A 12,872-nucleotide genomic window follows, 5' to 3' on the forward strand; every position below is an offset into this window, starting at 1 on the left:
CTTAGGAGGGATAATTCTGCACCCAGCCCGCTCGGACAACGCCCACTAATTATGGGTTATGCGTCCGGTTGCGTCCGTGAAAACGGCCCCGTATAGTTCTTTTTGCACCCACTCTGCACCCATGAGAACAAAGTGAAAGAGAAGATTACGGCCAAGCTGCTTGCCGGCCTGCAAGTCACCGGCCGGGAGTATGAGGTCCACGATACCATCATCACCGGGCTATTCGTGCGAGTGACGGCTGCGGGAGCGAAGTCCTATGTGGTGACGTGGGCGCGCGGCCGCAAAAAGACTTTGGGCCGAGTAGGCATCCTCACGCTAGACCAAGCTCGCCAGGAGGCAACACAGTACCTCGCCGACGCGAGGAAGCACGGCGAGCCGCTGGCCGTCACCCAAGGAAGGAAGGGCTCCGCCCTGCCCTCCCTGCGTCAGTTCATCGACGACACCTATATGCCCTGGTTCAAGACGCACCACAAAGGGCATGAGAAAACACTGCATACGCTCGACAACAACTTCGAGGCCATCATGGCTCAACGTCTTGACGCAATCACCGGCCGTGACCTGGACCAGATCCGCACCGGATGGATGAAGTCGGGCAACAAGCCGTCGACGGTCAACCGCAAAATGGGCTCGATCAGCGGTCTATTCAGTAGAGCAGTTGAATGGGAGTACATCGGCGCCCATCCGATGGACAAGCTCAGAGCCCTCAAGGTCGACACAATGGGTCTGGTCCGCTATCTGGGTGCCGACGAGACCAAGCGCCTACGCGAAGCGCTGGACGCGCGCCAAGACGAAGCGCGGGCCGAGCGCGAGACTGCGAATAAGTGGCGGGCCGACCGCGGCAAAGAATTGATGCCTAGCCTTCTCGAGTTGCCCTTCACCGATCACCTGAAGCCCATGGTGCTAGTGTCTTTGAATACCGGAATGAGGCGCGGTGAGTTGTTCGACCTTAAATGGTCGGCGGTGAGCTTTCAAACAAAGACGATCACCGCCGCCGGCGCCACCACCAAAACAAGCGACACACGGCATATCCCGATGAACAAGGAAACCTTCGGCGTGCTGGAGGATTGGAAAAAGCAGGCCGGGAAGTCTCAGTACGTTTTCCCGAGCCAGGCCGGCGGCCGCCTGGAGGACGTTAAAAGCGCCTGGCTCAATCTGCTGGAGCGCGCCAACATTGAGGGCTTCCGCTGGCACGATATGCGTCACGACTTCGCGTCACGCCTGGTGATGGCCGGCGTACCGCTCAACACGATCCGGGATCTGCTGGGGCACGCCGATATCAAGATGACCCTGCGCTATGCCCACCTTGCCCCTGACAGCAAGGCGGCGGCAGTGGAACTGATTTAGTAGGGAGGCACGAAAGGCACAACCGTCCGGCTTTCGCGATTATCCACGACGTGCTCCGCCAGATCGCTCCAGAACATCCTAAGCATCGCCTTATCAAGGCGACCGACGCCATCAACCTCCCAATCCGTTAATACGGTCGATGTCGGCTTTTCTCGAAATGCCACGGACGCCTTTATCGTTTCCCAAAGTCGCTGCTCCTCATAAGTCAGGAGCGATGGCAGGCGGAAGCACATATTGATGAACAGCTCGCTTTCGTCGGTAGACCAGATCTCAGAAAAAACCGCCCCCAATGCGGCGCTCTTAACAGCCCCGTCTTCGACAAATGGCACGTCCAGGTCGAAGGCGATGTCTTCGATCGCAGCCTCAACCACTCCCGTAATTGACTGTCTCCGCACTCGCGAGATCAGCTCAATTGTCAGCCTTACCTTCGGATCAAGCCTCAACGTGAGCGTTTCAGTTTTCCTCGCGCCCTGGTTGGGCTTGTTCTTGGCCATCGGTGCATTTCCTTCGGAGTTTGCAAGACGACGGATCGTATCTTGTATGTCCGGTATTGTCCACGCACTCACACAAAGTCAATGATTGCAGTTGACGTGCAGTATTCTCACGAATAGGATTGCGACATCTGGCCAGCACTCCATCCATCATCGGCCAGCGGAGAAATCAATGAATCAGGCACAACAAATCGCCCCGCTCTCCGTGAGCGTTGAGGATGCGGCAAAAATTGTGGGGTACTCGCGCTCGGGTGTTTACGAGCTTATCGCGTCGGGAGACTTGAAGGCCTTCAAGCTCGGACGGCGTCGCTTGATCCTGATGACAGAACTCAAAAGCTGGGTAGAGCGCGCCGCGAAGGATGGCGCGCGATGATCTTGGAATTTACCGATAACGAGCAGCTGATGCTTCAGTCCGCCTGCGACACGTTCCGAGCTATACAAGGGGTGAGCACCACTACGACCGAATACGAACGACTGTACAAGCGCTGGGAAGAGGAGAAATCCGCCGCCCTTTGGCTTGTTCTAAGTCGCTTCGTCGATGAGCCGAGTGACAAATGATCATGGAGAAATTGCGCAGGAGTGCGCGAGAGACTGCCAAGGCGGTGCGGGAACACCGCCTTGGCGAAAACACACTGGATAGCACCAACGTGAAGGTCAAACTATGACACGCCATTCTTCAACCGAGCAAGACCGCAAGATGATCGAGGCACTGCGACACGGGCCGATAACCTCCGTTGAGGCAGCTCAAGCACTCGATATCGTTCAACCACCGAGCACCATTCGGCGCCTCAGGAAAAAAGGGCATGAAATCCGCACCTACTGGACGCATCAGTCCACCGAGCCGGGCCGTCCGCCTCATCGCGTCGCCAAGTACATCCTTCTGCGCGAAGCGTCGTAACCCAGAGAAGCGGGGGTGTCCTCAACTTTGAGGACACCTCGGCGCCTGCCTGTGAGCGTTTGAATGGCCAGAAAAAAGTCCTACAAGGTCGACTTTGGCGGCGGTCGAGTGCTGGCCCTGCCCTATCGACTGCTGATCAGTGATGCATTCGACAACCTATCGCCCAAAGCAGTAGTGGTGCTGATCAAGCTGGCCAGGAACTACAACGGCAAAAACAACGGAGACCTCGCGTGCACTGTGGCGATGCTGTCGAGCGGCCGGAGCATGGACGACAAGACGCTTAGATCTGCGCTTGAAGAGCTGATAGCCGCAGGCCTGATCGTGAAAACCCGGGAGCACGGCCCTTTCGCGCAGGACGGGAAACACCAGCCAGCACTGTATGCGATCACCTGGGCTGCAATAGATGATTGCCCCGGCAAGAACCTGGAACTTCGCCCGGGCCCGCCACGCTTCAAGTTCGTTTGATTTCGAAATTGCCGGTGGGATTTTTTCCGGAAGGTACTGGGAATTTTTCCCAGTGGTCGGGGCGGCAATTGTCCGGTTCTGTCCGGTCAAGATTTCTTGCCGGCTCACCACTGGGATTTTTTCCCAGTGCACGCCAATGAAATCGGGGCCTATAGCGATCAGGCCAACGGGAAAAAATCCCAGTCTTATATAATTACACCACCATGGGGTTTATCAAATGACCTTGCACACCATCAAACAGAGCAGGTGCCAGCACGGGTATGCAGGCAAATGCAAACAGGTCGGAGGCTTCACTTTCCTGGTTGTCGAGTTCTTGCCTTGGACGCAGATCGGGATGTGTAGACCTTGCGCAGAAGAGGTTCGGAAGGATTTGATCTATCAGGTTGAGAAAGGCAAAGGTCGGTAGTTCGCGATCGGCGCCGAGAGTCGCTCCCACAGCAAAAAGGCACCACCCCGTTGCAGGGTAGTGCCGTCGATACAACGAAAGATTCGTGGTTTCAGTCCCAATCGTCGACTGGCTCGAATGGAGTAGCGCCCCCTCGCATCGCCCTCAAGCCAAGTGCCGCCGCCCTGGCGACCCTATCAACGAAACCGAGCTCCAGATTTGTGTAGCGCCCGCCCATGCCGATGATGGCCCACATGATTGCGTTGAATGCCTCGGTTTCGTCGTGAGATGCCAAACATGACACTTCAGTGTCGAAGAACGCTATCCCCTTGTCCCAGTCCTCGGCGACGCCAGGATTGTTCCGTGGCCAGTTGATCAGCCGTCCTTCGACGTCCCACGTGGTGAAGCTCAGATCGTCCCGCGATTTGATGACGGCGCTCATTTGGACACCTCCGCCGCATCTAGCGCTTTTTGCATCTTTTCAACTTCGCTGTCGACGTAGTTCGCCCAGTCGTAGCCAAGGAAGCTACCGAGGCTGGCTAGCTCTTCGATGTCGTGTGACTTTCCGTGCTTCAAATCCTTGGCGATCGCGTTGAAAAGCACCCGCATATTGCTGATGCGTTCGTGCGTGGCGCGCAGAAGCTCAAGGGCTTCGTCGGCGAGGTGGGCGGCTGGCTGGCTCATTGCACACCCCCTACGCAGATTCCGCGGAATGGCGCGGCGCTTGGCAAAACCTTCACGCTGATGTCGCCGAGGATCTTCAGTGGTGCCAACTGGGCCAGCTTGATGTTGGCCGGCAGCACCATGGTGGTGATGACCTGACCGTGCGCGTCCAAAATTTGGATGGTATTCTGTTTGAATTGCATGACGGTGACCCTCAAGTTTCGTCGTGTGATCGCCTTCCCGGTGTTAGCGCACCGGGTCGGCACCTTTTCTCTGATGGCTCAGATCTGAGCCATTGTCTCGATCGGCTAAATGTTCAGCCGATTACTGCTTACCCTTCTCGCTGATCCATCCCGCCGCCCAGCTCAAGGGGTCTTTCGACTCCATCGGCTCAAGTGGCTGCCCTGCCCTTGCCGCCCTGATTCCCTCCTTGGCCGTTTCTTCGTGAATCCACACCGTGGTGCGTTTGTAGCCTGCTGCTTTCTGTCGCTCCGCGAAATCTCTCTGGCGATCCGCCCCAGTGCGCTTGCTCTTGTCCTGATCTTCCATGCCCGCCTCCCGTTAGTGCTGACGTGGAAGCATATTGTCACCATGTTAGTGCTGACGCAAGAGAGGGATGCAAAATAATTTCAACCCCCTGAAAGAGGGTCGCATAAGGTCTGGATTTCAAATCCGACCCTTCCAGACTCTTCCATGTCTGCTTTGTGATGGTTGGCCAGGGGGATGCGCGCAAAGCTGCTCACATCTGGATCTGACCTACCAGGACGGGAGGACAGGTAACGCTGCGAGCGTTAGCGGGTGACCAGGAACAGCCCAAAAGCCGGACAGGAAATGTTTTGTGGCCACCGCCTGCCATCTACCGGCACTCCGGTAGTTTCGCGACCACGTCGTAAAAGCCGAAGGTTTACTCCGCTGGTGGAGACCTCCCGCCAAGCACTGTCGAGAAGCTGGTATCGCGAAACGCGACCCCGGATAGTCGCCGGCCGAACCCGCGAAAAGTTGAGGGTTCAACCAAGTGAGAACGTCGAAGGGTGTCGCGACTCGCTACAGCATCAGCCGTCGAGATGCTCCCCCGCTGGGGGAATACCTGGCTTCCTCCAATGCAGGAAGTTACAGCCGCATCTGCCTGATGACCTGGCGCGGATCGGCGCCGGCGGCGATCGCTGAGGTCGCATCCCGGGTGAGTTGATCGAGCGCCTGCTGCTCGAAGGCGTCGGCAAGCGATGCGGCCTTGCGCACGATGAGCAGGGCGAGCTCGGTCGGTAATTTGGTCTTGGATGGGTCAGGCAGGTAATCGCAATCGATGACTGACATAGGGGCTCCGGGAGATGTGCTCAGATTTGAGTGCATCTCCCAAGATAGGGATAACCACTGCGAATTCCCACTCCTACAGTGAAAAATCTCGCTAAATCCACTGAGCCGAGTTTTCGGCCCTGTTGCCATCCGGTGCTTTCCGGGTAACCATGAGTGAATTCTTGACAGACCCTAGACAGATTCAGCCCATGGCCGCGCTCAACAACGAAATCAAATCCTTTATCGTCCAGGCCCTCGCCTGCTTTGACTCGCCCTCTCAGGTCGCCGGCGCCGTCAGAGAGCGTTTCGGGGTCGCCGTGTCGCGCCAGCACGTCGAAGCCCATGATCCGACCCGAAAGAGCAGCAAGGGCCTGGCCAAGCGCTGGGTGACGCTGTTCAACGATACCCGCGAGGGATTCCGTGATGAGGCGATCAGGGAGCCGATCGCAAACCGCGCCGTTCGACTTCGTGCGCTGGGAAGAATGCTCGAGGAGGCCGAAGCGAGCGGGAACCTGGTGCTGGCCATGAAGCTGCTGGATCAGGCCGCCCGGGAATGCGGCGACATGAACACCAATCGCCGGGCAAAGGCCGAGGGAGAGCCGATGGCGCCGGCCGCGCCAGTGGGTGTGGATTTCTCTTTCGCAGGTTCCGCCGTGATCAAGCCATGACCCAGATCGGCACCGGGTAACGCGCCCACCGTTACCTAACCGTTATCTAACGTTAAAACATCCCTGACAGCAGGCTGGAGCAGGCATCGGCGATGCTCCCCAGCCGGGGGAAGATCATCCAAATCTGGATCATCAAGTACGCGACACGTTTTCAGATTCCGCAAAATGTGTCGCGACACCTGTCATACCGAAATGGGATGGCAGGTCCGGCCCCCAACGGGGGTTGGATCGTTCAACTTCCCCCACTGGGGGTTGTTCCTCAAATTGAGGAAGTCCCGCCACTTCCCCGCAATTATCCGACCTCAGATTGAGGGTGAACGATGCGTTCACCTGGGCAGCTGTATCACTTTGCCTACTATCGACTTACTGCAACAAAAAATCCTGCTTCCGTTCCCCCAAAACCAACTATTTCAGTCCCATTCCGTCCCGTTCCGTGTAGCACCTGAGGTGTATCCTAAAAGCACTGGATATATGCTCACATCAGACGTAATTTGGTTCTCGAAAGGCTTCCAGCAGCTCATCGAGGACAGATCATGTCGACTACTACCAAGCCCCGCGGCCACCAGGCCAAACCAACCCGCGCCGAAGTCAAAGCCGCTTGGGGGCGTCTGCGCACAGCGGCGGACCAGGGCAGCGTGCAGGCAAGCGCCCTTCTGATCGCGCTAGTTGAAAACCGCCCGCTGATCGCCACCACAGACACCCTTTCGGCATAGCAGAACTAGACCAAATGAAAAGCAGCGTCGAAGAGATCCGCCAAATCGTCCGCAGGCGTGCCCAGTCTCTCGGCATCAGCATTGATCCCGTCCCTTCAGGTGGATATCGCATCCATGGCCGTAATGGCTACGTCGACTTCCGCGTGATTGACCTGGCGGACGTAGACGTTAAAGACCTTGCGCCGAAGCGCTGGGACTGACCCTCACAGAATTGGAGAAACGAACTCAGATGAAAACACTACGCGCTGAATCTGGTGGTAAAAGCCGCCTGGTAGGTATGTGGAAATTCCCCGAAGCCGGTCCGTTTGCAGATCTCTACGCCGTCGCTCGCGAGGCCAGAAATCACGTCGAGGGCCTGCAAATCGCGGCAATGGGCATCATCAACGACGCCCGCCGCTCGGATAGTGCGAAACAGGAAGACATCCGGGCAACAGCGAAAGATCGGCTGTACCTTCTGGGCCAATTGCAGCGCGACTTTGAGAAGTACAAGGAAAAGGTCAAGGAGCGCGCCGACAAGGTGACCGCCGTTAAGCCGTACCGGGATAACGACCCTATCGCCGTCCAGATCGACCTTGCCCTGGCCGCCCAGTTGCGCGCCATGAGCCCGCCAGAGCGTAACGCAACGCTTCTGGCGGGCACTGACAAAGCCTACGTCGACGCCGCACTTCGCCTCCCTCGCGAACTGAGCGGTGTCAGCAGCGAGTGGTATGCCCGAATCACCAAGGAGGCCCTGGTGCGCGCCAATCCACGAGAAGCGCAAGAGATCGCCGACCTGACTGAAGCGGCAGACGCCGCACAGGACGCGCTCCGGACAGCCTTTGGCCTGATCAGTGCCGACGCTGGCATCAGTCTCGACGAGCGTGTTGATGCGGCAGGCGAGGCTGCAAAAGAGCTGGTGCAAGGTCCGGCAGAATCCACCATTGAGCGCATCCAAGAGCGCCTGGAGCGGGTCAAGCGAGAAGAGGAAGAGGCCGACGAGGCACTTAAGAAGCAAATCCAAGGCGAGGGGGCTTAAGCATTGGCCAAGCCGTTGCCACCAGCAGAGTCGGCACCGGGCCGGGTTGCCGGGGGGCGATTCGCTCCCGGCCATTCTGGCAACCCGGGCGGACGCTCGGGGCAAACCCAGGCCATTCGCGCAAAGTTGGCAGAAGGCGCTGAAGCCGTCACCCGCAAGATTCTGGCTGCAGCCAAAAAGGGCGATATGCAAGCGTGCCGCCTGATCCTTGAGCGGCTCGTTCCGCCGATGAAACCAACATCCGAACCGGTTCAATTCGACCTCGATGATACGGACCTGCCCAGCGCCGCCCGCTCGATAATGCGCGCAGTCGCCAACGGCCAGCTCGCCCCCGACCAAGGAAAATCGCTGATCGACGGCCTGGGCGCCGTTGCGAGGGTTATCGAGGTTACCGAGCTGCAAAAGGCCATCGACGAGCTTCGCCAGCAAATTGGAGGCCTGCAATGAGCGTCAGAACCGAACTCGCCAAGCTTCGCCAGCAGGCCCGGCAACTGTGCAATGACAACGACGTGAAGGCGATCAGCGACCTAATTGACGAATTGAGCGCAGCGGCTGCCGGTGGCGGCTCAGCACGGGGGCATGACTCCCTCACCGCGGTATTCAACGAGGCGCAGAAATCGGGCGCCGGGAGCCAGCTATGAATTCTCATCAGGAGCGTTTCGCCGAAGCCTGCAAGACGACCCGCTTTGCACCCTACTCTTTGAAGCAGGGCGCCGACTCTGGCTACGTCGTGTGGGATGTCCAGCACGTCCGCGACGGCCAGAAGGTGACGATTGACGGGCCGTTCTTCACCGAGGACGAAGCCCGGGTGTCGGCCGACCTTCTGCGCGGCACCTTCCGGGGTGCCAGGGCCTACCAGGGGATTTACGACCGGATATGGAACTACGACCCGCGTCACGAACAGGTGACGGTCGACCAGGCGCGTATGTCGCGCTCGCTGCTCGCCATCCGACTGGGCGTTGCGGTACCCAACAACAGCGCCCAGGGCGCCAAGGAGTAAACCATGGCTATGGCCACCAACTACGGCACCAAAACCCGCATCCTGCTGGGCGGCTCAGCCGGCAAGCTGTTCGGGCGTGAACACATTTATGAGCTCTCCACCGGCGACACCCGGGAAGCCGTGAAGGCGATCGACGTCAACCATCCCGGTTTCGCGAAGTACCTCGCTGACGCGAAAATGAAAGGGCTGGAGTTCGCAGTTTTCCGCAACCGAAAGAACATCGGCGAACAGGAGCTGAAGATGGGTGGCGCGAAGGAGATACGCATCGTTCCGGTGATCGCCGGCAGCAAACGCGCGGGGCTCGTTCAAACCGTTGTCGGCGTGGTTTTGATTGCCGCCGCAGCATTCGTCACCTTCGCGTCTGGCGGGACAGCATCTCCCTTTACTAGCGCTATGGCAGCCGCTGGCTATGGATTGGCGATCGGCGGCGTCATTCAAATGCTCAGCCCGCAGGCCTCAGGCCTGAAGCAAAGCGCATCCCCCGAAAATTCCCCGTCCTACGCCTTCGGCAGCGCAAAGAACACCACGGCCAGCGGCAACCCGGTACCGATCTGCATCGGCGAACGCCGGTGGGGCGGAATGATCATCTCGGCTTCGATCCTGGCTGAAGACAAGGTGTAAGGGTTACAGGCCGGTGCTACAGTTGCAACTTCACGACAAGGAATTCCTATGCTGAAGATCGCCGCTGCAACCGCCCTGGCCGCAATGATGACAGGCTGCTCTACCTCACCCGTACCTTTTGACCAAGCCAAGCTGGTACCCGCAGACAGGGTGCTGGCCTACGGGAAAAAACCTGCTGGCCCATACGGGACAATTCAGGTTGCGCGTGACACGGGGTTCGTCGCTGGTGGGTGCTTCGTTGCTGTTCACCTTGACGGTCGACCTGTGGCGCGAATCGACACTGGTGAAGGGGTAAGCCTGTACGTTCCTGCGGGCGAACATCTGGTGGGGCTTGGAGCGGACGAGCGAGGTTCGGGCTTGTGTAGTTGGGCAGGAGCTCTGAAAGAGCAGGCGACCATTATCAAAGCTGGCCAGACGAAGCGCTTTCGAATCGGCGGCGATACCAACGTTGGCCTGGACATCCGCCCGAGCTCGATTTAATGGGCAGAGATCAACTATCCCCCTCAACAGAGTGTATCGTTAGCGCAGAGGGATCGTCTCCGGCTACAGCTTTAAGAAAATCACGAACAGTGAGGCGCGCCAAGGCAAATTCTCCTTTGGCTTGGCCGTCAACCAATGAACGGCACGCAGCCCTCGTCGCAAGATAGAAAACGAAGCGGCCGTGATTTAAAAAAACGTGTGCTCGAGATTGCTTCCACTTATCCAGCATCGTCCCACGCATAAACCACTCCATCCGGTAAAAGTCACGCCCCCCGACCTCTACCCGATTGTCCTCACTGAAGTTGAGGCACGATGCGAAATTGAATGAAAGGGCTGATGTCCTGCCCATGTTCAGAAGCCAAAACATTCGATTTTCTTTGGAGTAAAACGACTCCCTGGCTGACCGCTCCTCTTCCGAGATAGAGGAGTGTTGTAGCTCTAAGACTACCCCTGCCCCTTCTGGTCGCGGACACAAGACATCAGCTCTATGGATTTCCATTGTCTCTGGGTCTCTCATGAACACTTCACAATAGCGAGGGCTGAAGAAGCCTTTCCATCCCAGATGCCATTCACCTTCGGGCTCGCTCCACGGATCGCAATCGCCACTGTCATGACGCCAATGCGCAGCCTTGAATTGCGGGATGACGGCCCTAAGCGTGCCGCCACAGCCGGCGCAGGTGGTTTGCTCTCCTTTCGCCTGGGGAGGCCTCTTTTCACCGTCTATCATCGCTGAAATCATTCCGCGCTCCATGATGGCAAGTAGCGACCATGCTATGCCTCCTCCGACGCCATCTCAATGTGCACTTTTCTGGTATGCCTGAGCTGATACGCACAAATTTGGGTTTATTCGCTCTCCCCGCTTGATAAGTAACACTCAAAGTGCAACAGTATTAGTAGAACACCTTAACTGATACGGACCGCACATCATGTTCATCCGCGCATATCTCCGAGCATCAACCGAAGAGCAGGACGCAGGCCGCGCCCGGTCATCGCTTGAGCAATTCGCCACTGACCACAACAAGGTGATCGCGAGTATTTACCTGGAGAACGCCAGCGGCGCCTCGGCAGATCGGCCTGAACTGTTGCGCCTGCTCAAAGATGCGCGCAAGGGTGACGTCTTGCTGGTGGAGTCGATAGACCGCCTCTCACGCCTTCCTGTGGAAGATTGGCAGAAGCTCAAGGCTGCGATCGACTCCAAGGGCTTGCGCATCGTCGCGCTCGACCTACCGACAAGCCACCAAGGAATGCAAGACACCAAGGGCGACGAGTTCACTGGCCGGATGCTGGGCGCGATCAACTCTATGTTGGTGGAGATGATGGCGGCGATCGCGCGAAAGGATTATGAGCAGCGTCGGGAGCGCCAAGCTCAAGGTATCGAGAAGGCGAAAGCCGCAGGCAAGTATCAGGGACGCCCGGTAGACGAAGATCTGCATAAGCGGGTCAAAGAATTGCTGGGCGCTGGTCTAGGTATTCGGGCTACTGCCAGGCACGCCAACTGCTCAACCACCACTGTACTGCGCATCCGTGATACCGCTTAGAAGCCAACTCGGTATCTTCTCGAAATAGTCCATGGCGGTATTTTGAACGGCGATTTAACGCTAGGCACAAGACCGAACATGACTCCTACTTCGCCAATCATTCGCTCGATTAAAGCATTTTGATTCGGCTTGCCTAAGCCGTCCCACCAGATCGGAGACGCGAACACATTCTCAAAATGGTCGAAGAAATAGGCGACAAGTTTAGTGGATAGGTCAACATCATCGATCTGCTCCAGGCTTTTGATCAACGCCATGCAGCATCTGTCATCTTCGACCATCCACGAAAAAACTATCTGCCCCTTCTCTCCCCCAAAGAAGGAAGTAACACTCATAAGCTCAGGCACTAGATCAACATCGGCCATATCCTGTAGCTGCCTTCCCCAAAAGTCCACGCTTGGCGCATAGGTGGCGCTGCACATCACCGGTGGTGCCTGGTCCAATTCGATTATGTATGAGCGGACTGAAGCATAATCTCCAGTGGTTAAGCATCGATCAAAGCGCGCCTTATGAATCTGAATATCACGTAAAGCTGCGTTAATTCCTGCGCCATGAAGGCGCGCAAACGTCTGAATTTCAACCTGGCGCTCTGGTGTACGCCCGCGGTCGAGATCCTTATAAAGTTCAGCCTGCTCCGCTGCAGCTCGCTTTGTATAAATCTCTCGGGCATAGGCGCGATACGCCAGCAGGAAGCACTGTTCCTGACTTCCGACAAAAACACTCTTCTCAACCGGCGCGAAGAGACTGTCGTCGTGCGTCGAGCAAAATCCGCTGAATGTAGAGGCGCGACGGACGCCCACCTTCTCGGGCTTTAAAGCGCCGTTGTGTTTGATAAGCCCCTCTAAAGACGGCATGAAAGACAGAACGTGCCCATCATCCGCAATTTGGTTCAGGCTTCCAGAACGAGGAACGGTATGTGCGGCAATGATTGAACCGGAGCACTGATCATGGAAAAGATCGGGAGCGGAGCACAGCTTCTTTGAGAAATGCTTCCGATGAGTAGCGCTAAGATCCCATGGCTTATGAGGCTCCGCCGACTCCCGAGCAAGGTGGCACTTTTTGTATTTTTTGCCTGAATCGCACCAACATTTTTCGTTTCTTCCGAGCTTTACCATTTTCCTTCCTAGCGAAATCGCGGAATTGAACGCATAAAAAAACCCCACCGCTCTATCGCGCGTGAGGTTTGCTAATCCGCAGCCTGCTTATTGCACCCATCCTGCACCCATGAACGGAAGAGGGAACTGCTAAACAAGGCTACGGCCCTTGATTTTATGGTGTCCCAGGGCAGGTTCGAACTGCCA

The 12,872-nt window shown here is 57.2% G+C and carries 23 protein-coding genes; 15 read left to right on the forward strand and 8 right to left on the reverse strand.

Annotated features, from left to right (window positions below; all coding sequences use genetic code 11):
• Nucleotides 1-132: 132 nt before the first annotated feature.
• Entirely contained in the window at nucleotides 133-1,344 is a 1,212-nt protein-coding gene (locus F8N44_RS30660) for a site-specific integrase (RefSeq protein WP_150652968.1), read from the forward strand.
• Here F8N44_RS30660 and F8N44_RS30665 read toward each other — a convergent pair.
• Nucleotides 1,341-1,838, reverse strand: coding sequence for a hypothetical protein (locus F8N44_RS30665; RefSeq protein WP_150652969.1), 498 nt, complete (start codon nucleotides 1,836-1,838; stop codon nucleotides 1,341-1,343). The two genes, F8N44_RS30660 and F8N44_RS30665, sit on opposite strands and share 4 nt — an antisense overlap.
• Before the next feature lie 169 nt (nucleotides 1,839-2,007).
• Between F8N44_RS30665 and F8N44_RS30670 the strand changes: the two genes are divergently transcribed.
• The 4 genes from F8N44_RS30670 to F8N44_RS30685 all read left to right on the forward strand — a co-directional run bounded on the left by F8N44_RS30670 (nucleotide 2,008) and on the right by F8N44_RS30685 (nucleotide 3,198).
• Nucleotides 2,008-2,208 (forward strand): helix-turn-helix domain-containing protein, encoded by a 201-nt coding sequence (locus tag F8N44_RS30670; RefSeq protein WP_150652970.1) that lies wholly within the window; start codon nucleotides 2,008-2,010, stop codon nucleotides 2,206-2,208.
• Nucleotides 2,205-2,393 (forward strand): hypothetical protein, encoded by a 189-nt coding sequence (locus F8N44_RS30675; RefSeq protein WP_150652971.1) that lies wholly within the window; start codon nucleotides 2,205-2,207, stop codon nucleotides 2,391-2,393. The genes F8N44_RS30670 and F8N44_RS30675 overlap by 4 nt, the downstream gene beginning before the upstream one ends.
• Nucleotides 2,394-2,496: 103 nt before the next feature.
• Complete coding sequence (locus tag F8N44_RS30680) at nucleotides 2,497-2,733, forward strand: helix-turn-helix domain-containing protein (RefSeq protein ID WP_150652972.1); 237 nt, start codon at nucleotides 2,497-2,499, stop codon at nucleotides 2,731-2,733.
• 63 nt (nucleotides 2,734-2,796) lie between these two features.
• Entirely contained in the window at nucleotides 2,797-3,198 is a 402-nt protein-coding gene (locus F8N44_RS30685; RefSeq protein WP_134023845.1) for a hypothetical protein, read from the forward strand.
• A gap of 497 nt (nucleotides 3,199-3,695) precedes the next feature.
• Here F8N44_RS30685 and F8N44_RS30690 read toward each other — a convergent pair whose 3' ends face one another.
• The 5 genes from F8N44_RS30690 to F8N44_RS30710 all read right to left on the reverse strand — a co-directional run bounded on the left by F8N44_RS30690 (nucleotide 3,696) and on the right by F8N44_RS30710 (nucleotide 5,560).
• Nucleotides 3,696-4,025, reverse strand: coding sequence for a hypothetical protein (locus F8N44_RS30690; RefSeq protein WP_150652973.1), 330 nt, complete (start codon nucleotides 4,023-4,025; stop codon nucleotides 3,696-3,698).
• Complete coding sequence (locus F8N44_RS30695) at nucleotides 4,022-4,267, reverse strand: hypothetical protein (protein WP_150652974.1); 246 nt, start codon at nucleotides 4,265-4,267, stop codon at nucleotides 4,022-4,024. The genes F8N44_RS30690 and F8N44_RS30695 overlap by 4 nt, the downstream gene beginning before the upstream one ends.
• Nucleotides 4,264-4,449, reverse strand: a complete 186-nt coding sequence (locus F8N44_RS30700) for a hypothetical protein (RefSeq protein WP_150652975.1) — start codon at nucleotides 4,447-4,449, stop codon at nucleotides 4,264-4,266. Before F8N44_RS30700 ends, F8N44_RS30695 begins: the two co-directional genes overlap by 4 nt.
• 121 nt (nucleotides 4,450-4,570) lie before the next feature.
• Nucleotides 4,571-4,795: a hypothetical protein gene (locus F8N44_RS30705; RefSeq protein WP_150652976.1), complete on the reverse strand. Its 225-nt coding sequence runs from the start codon at nucleotides 4,793-4,795 to the stop codon at nucleotides 4,571-4,573.
• Nucleotides 4,796-5,356: 561 nt separating this feature from the next.
• Nucleotides 5,357-5,560, reverse strand: a complete 204-nt coding sequence (locus F8N44_RS30710; protein ID WP_150652977.1) for a hypothetical protein — start codon at nucleotides 5,558-5,560, stop codon at nucleotides 5,357-5,359.
• Nucleotides 5,561-5,748: 188 nt separating this feature from the next.
• Here F8N44_RS30710 and F8N44_RS30715 point away from each other — a divergent pair, with 188 nt between their 5' ends.
• From F8N44_RS30715 to F8N44_RS30755, 9 genes are all read left to right on the forward strand, one after another.
• Nucleotides 5,749-6,207 (forward strand): DUF2280 domain-containing protein, encoded by a 459-nt coding sequence (locus F8N44_RS30715; RefSeq protein WP_150652978.1) that lies wholly within the window; start codon nucleotides 5,749-5,751, stop codon nucleotides 6,205-6,207.
• 533 nt (nucleotides 6,208-6,740) lie between these two features.
• Nucleotides 6,741-6,920 carry a hypothetical protein gene (locus F8N44_RS30720; RefSeq protein ID WP_044267641.1) on the forward strand — a complete coding sequence of 60 codons (180 nt, stop codon included), beginning with the start codon at nucleotides 6,741-6,743 and terminating at the stop codon, nucleotides 6,918-6,920.
• A 14-nt stretch (nucleotides 6,921-6,934) separates the two neighbouring features.
• Nucleotides 6,935-7,120 (forward strand): hypothetical protein, encoded by a 186-nt coding sequence (locus F8N44_RS30725; RefSeq protein ID WP_150652979.1) that lies wholly within the window; start codon nucleotides 6,935-6,937, stop codon nucleotides 7,118-7,120.
• A gap of 29 nt (nucleotides 7,121-7,149) precedes the next feature.
• Entirely contained in the window at nucleotides 7,150-7,935 is a 786-nt protein-coding gene (locus F8N44_RS30730) for a hypothetical protein (RefSeq protein WP_150652980.1), read from the forward strand.
• A 3-nt stretch (nucleotides 7,936-7,938) separates the two neighbouring features.
• Nucleotides 7,939-8,382 carry a DUF5681 domain-containing protein gene (locus F8N44_RS30735; RefSeq protein WP_224794850.1) on the forward strand — a complete coding sequence of 148 codons (444 nt, stop codon included), beginning with the start codon at nucleotides 7,939-7,941 and terminating at the stop codon, nucleotides 8,380-8,382.
• On the forward strand, nucleotides 8,379-8,576 hold the full coding sequence (locus F8N44_RS30740; protein WP_150652981.1) for a hypothetical protein: 198 nt from the start codon (nucleotides 8,379-8,381) through the stop codon (nucleotides 8,574-8,576). The genes F8N44_RS30735 and F8N44_RS30740 overlap by 4 nt, the downstream gene beginning before the upstream one ends.
• Nucleotides 8,573-8,935 (forward strand): hypothetical protein, encoded by a 363-nt coding sequence (locus F8N44_RS30745; protein ID WP_150652982.1) that lies wholly within the window; start codon nucleotides 8,573-8,575, stop codon nucleotides 8,933-8,935. Before F8N44_RS30740 ends, F8N44_RS30745 begins: the two co-directional genes overlap by 4 nt.
• Nucleotides 8,936-8,938: 3 nt before the next feature.
• A complete protein-coding gene (locus F8N44_RS30750) occupies nucleotides 8,939-9,556 on the forward strand; it encodes a tail assembly protein (RefSeq protein ID WP_150652983.1) in 618 nt (205 codons plus the stop codon).
• A gap of 48 nt (nucleotides 9,557-9,604) precedes the next feature.
• Entirely contained in the window at nucleotides 9,605-10,036 is a 432-nt protein-coding gene (locus F8N44_RS30755; RefSeq protein ID WP_150652984.1) for a hypothetical protein, read from the forward strand.
• Nucleotides 10,037-10,046: 10 nt separating this feature from the next.
• On the opposite strand, the gene F8N44_RS30760 is transcribed toward F8N44_RS30755, so the two are convergent.
• Entirely contained in the window at nucleotides 10,047-10,775 is a 729-nt protein-coding gene (locus F8N44_RS30760) for a hypothetical protein (protein WP_150652985.1), read from the reverse strand.
• Nucleotides 10,776-10,962: 187 nt separating this feature from the next.
• On the opposite strand from F8N44_RS30760, the gene F8N44_RS30765 reads away from it, so the two are divergent.
• Nucleotides 10,963-11,574: a recombinase family protein gene (locus tag F8N44_RS30765; protein WP_150652986.1), complete on the forward strand. Its 612-nt coding sequence runs from the start codon at nucleotides 10,963-10,965 to the stop codon at nucleotides 11,572-11,574.
• Here the strand turns inward: F8N44_RS30765 and F8N44_RS30770 are convergent.
• Nucleotides 11,571-12,686, reverse strand: coding sequence for a YecA family protein (locus F8N44_RS30770; protein WP_150652065.1), 1,116 nt, complete (start codon nucleotides 12,684-12,686; stop codon nucleotides 11,571-11,573). The two genes, F8N44_RS30765 and F8N44_RS30770, sit on opposite strands and share 4 nt — an antisense overlap.
• Nucleotides 12,687-12,872: the final 186 nt, after the last annotated feature.

It is taken from the genome of Pseudomonas fluorescens, assembly GCF_902497745.1.
In the GTDB taxonomy this organism is placed as follows: domain Bacteria; phylum Pseudomonadota; class Gammaproteobacteria; order Pseudomonadales; family Pseudomonadaceae; genus Aquipseudomonas; species Aquipseudomonas fluorescens_BM.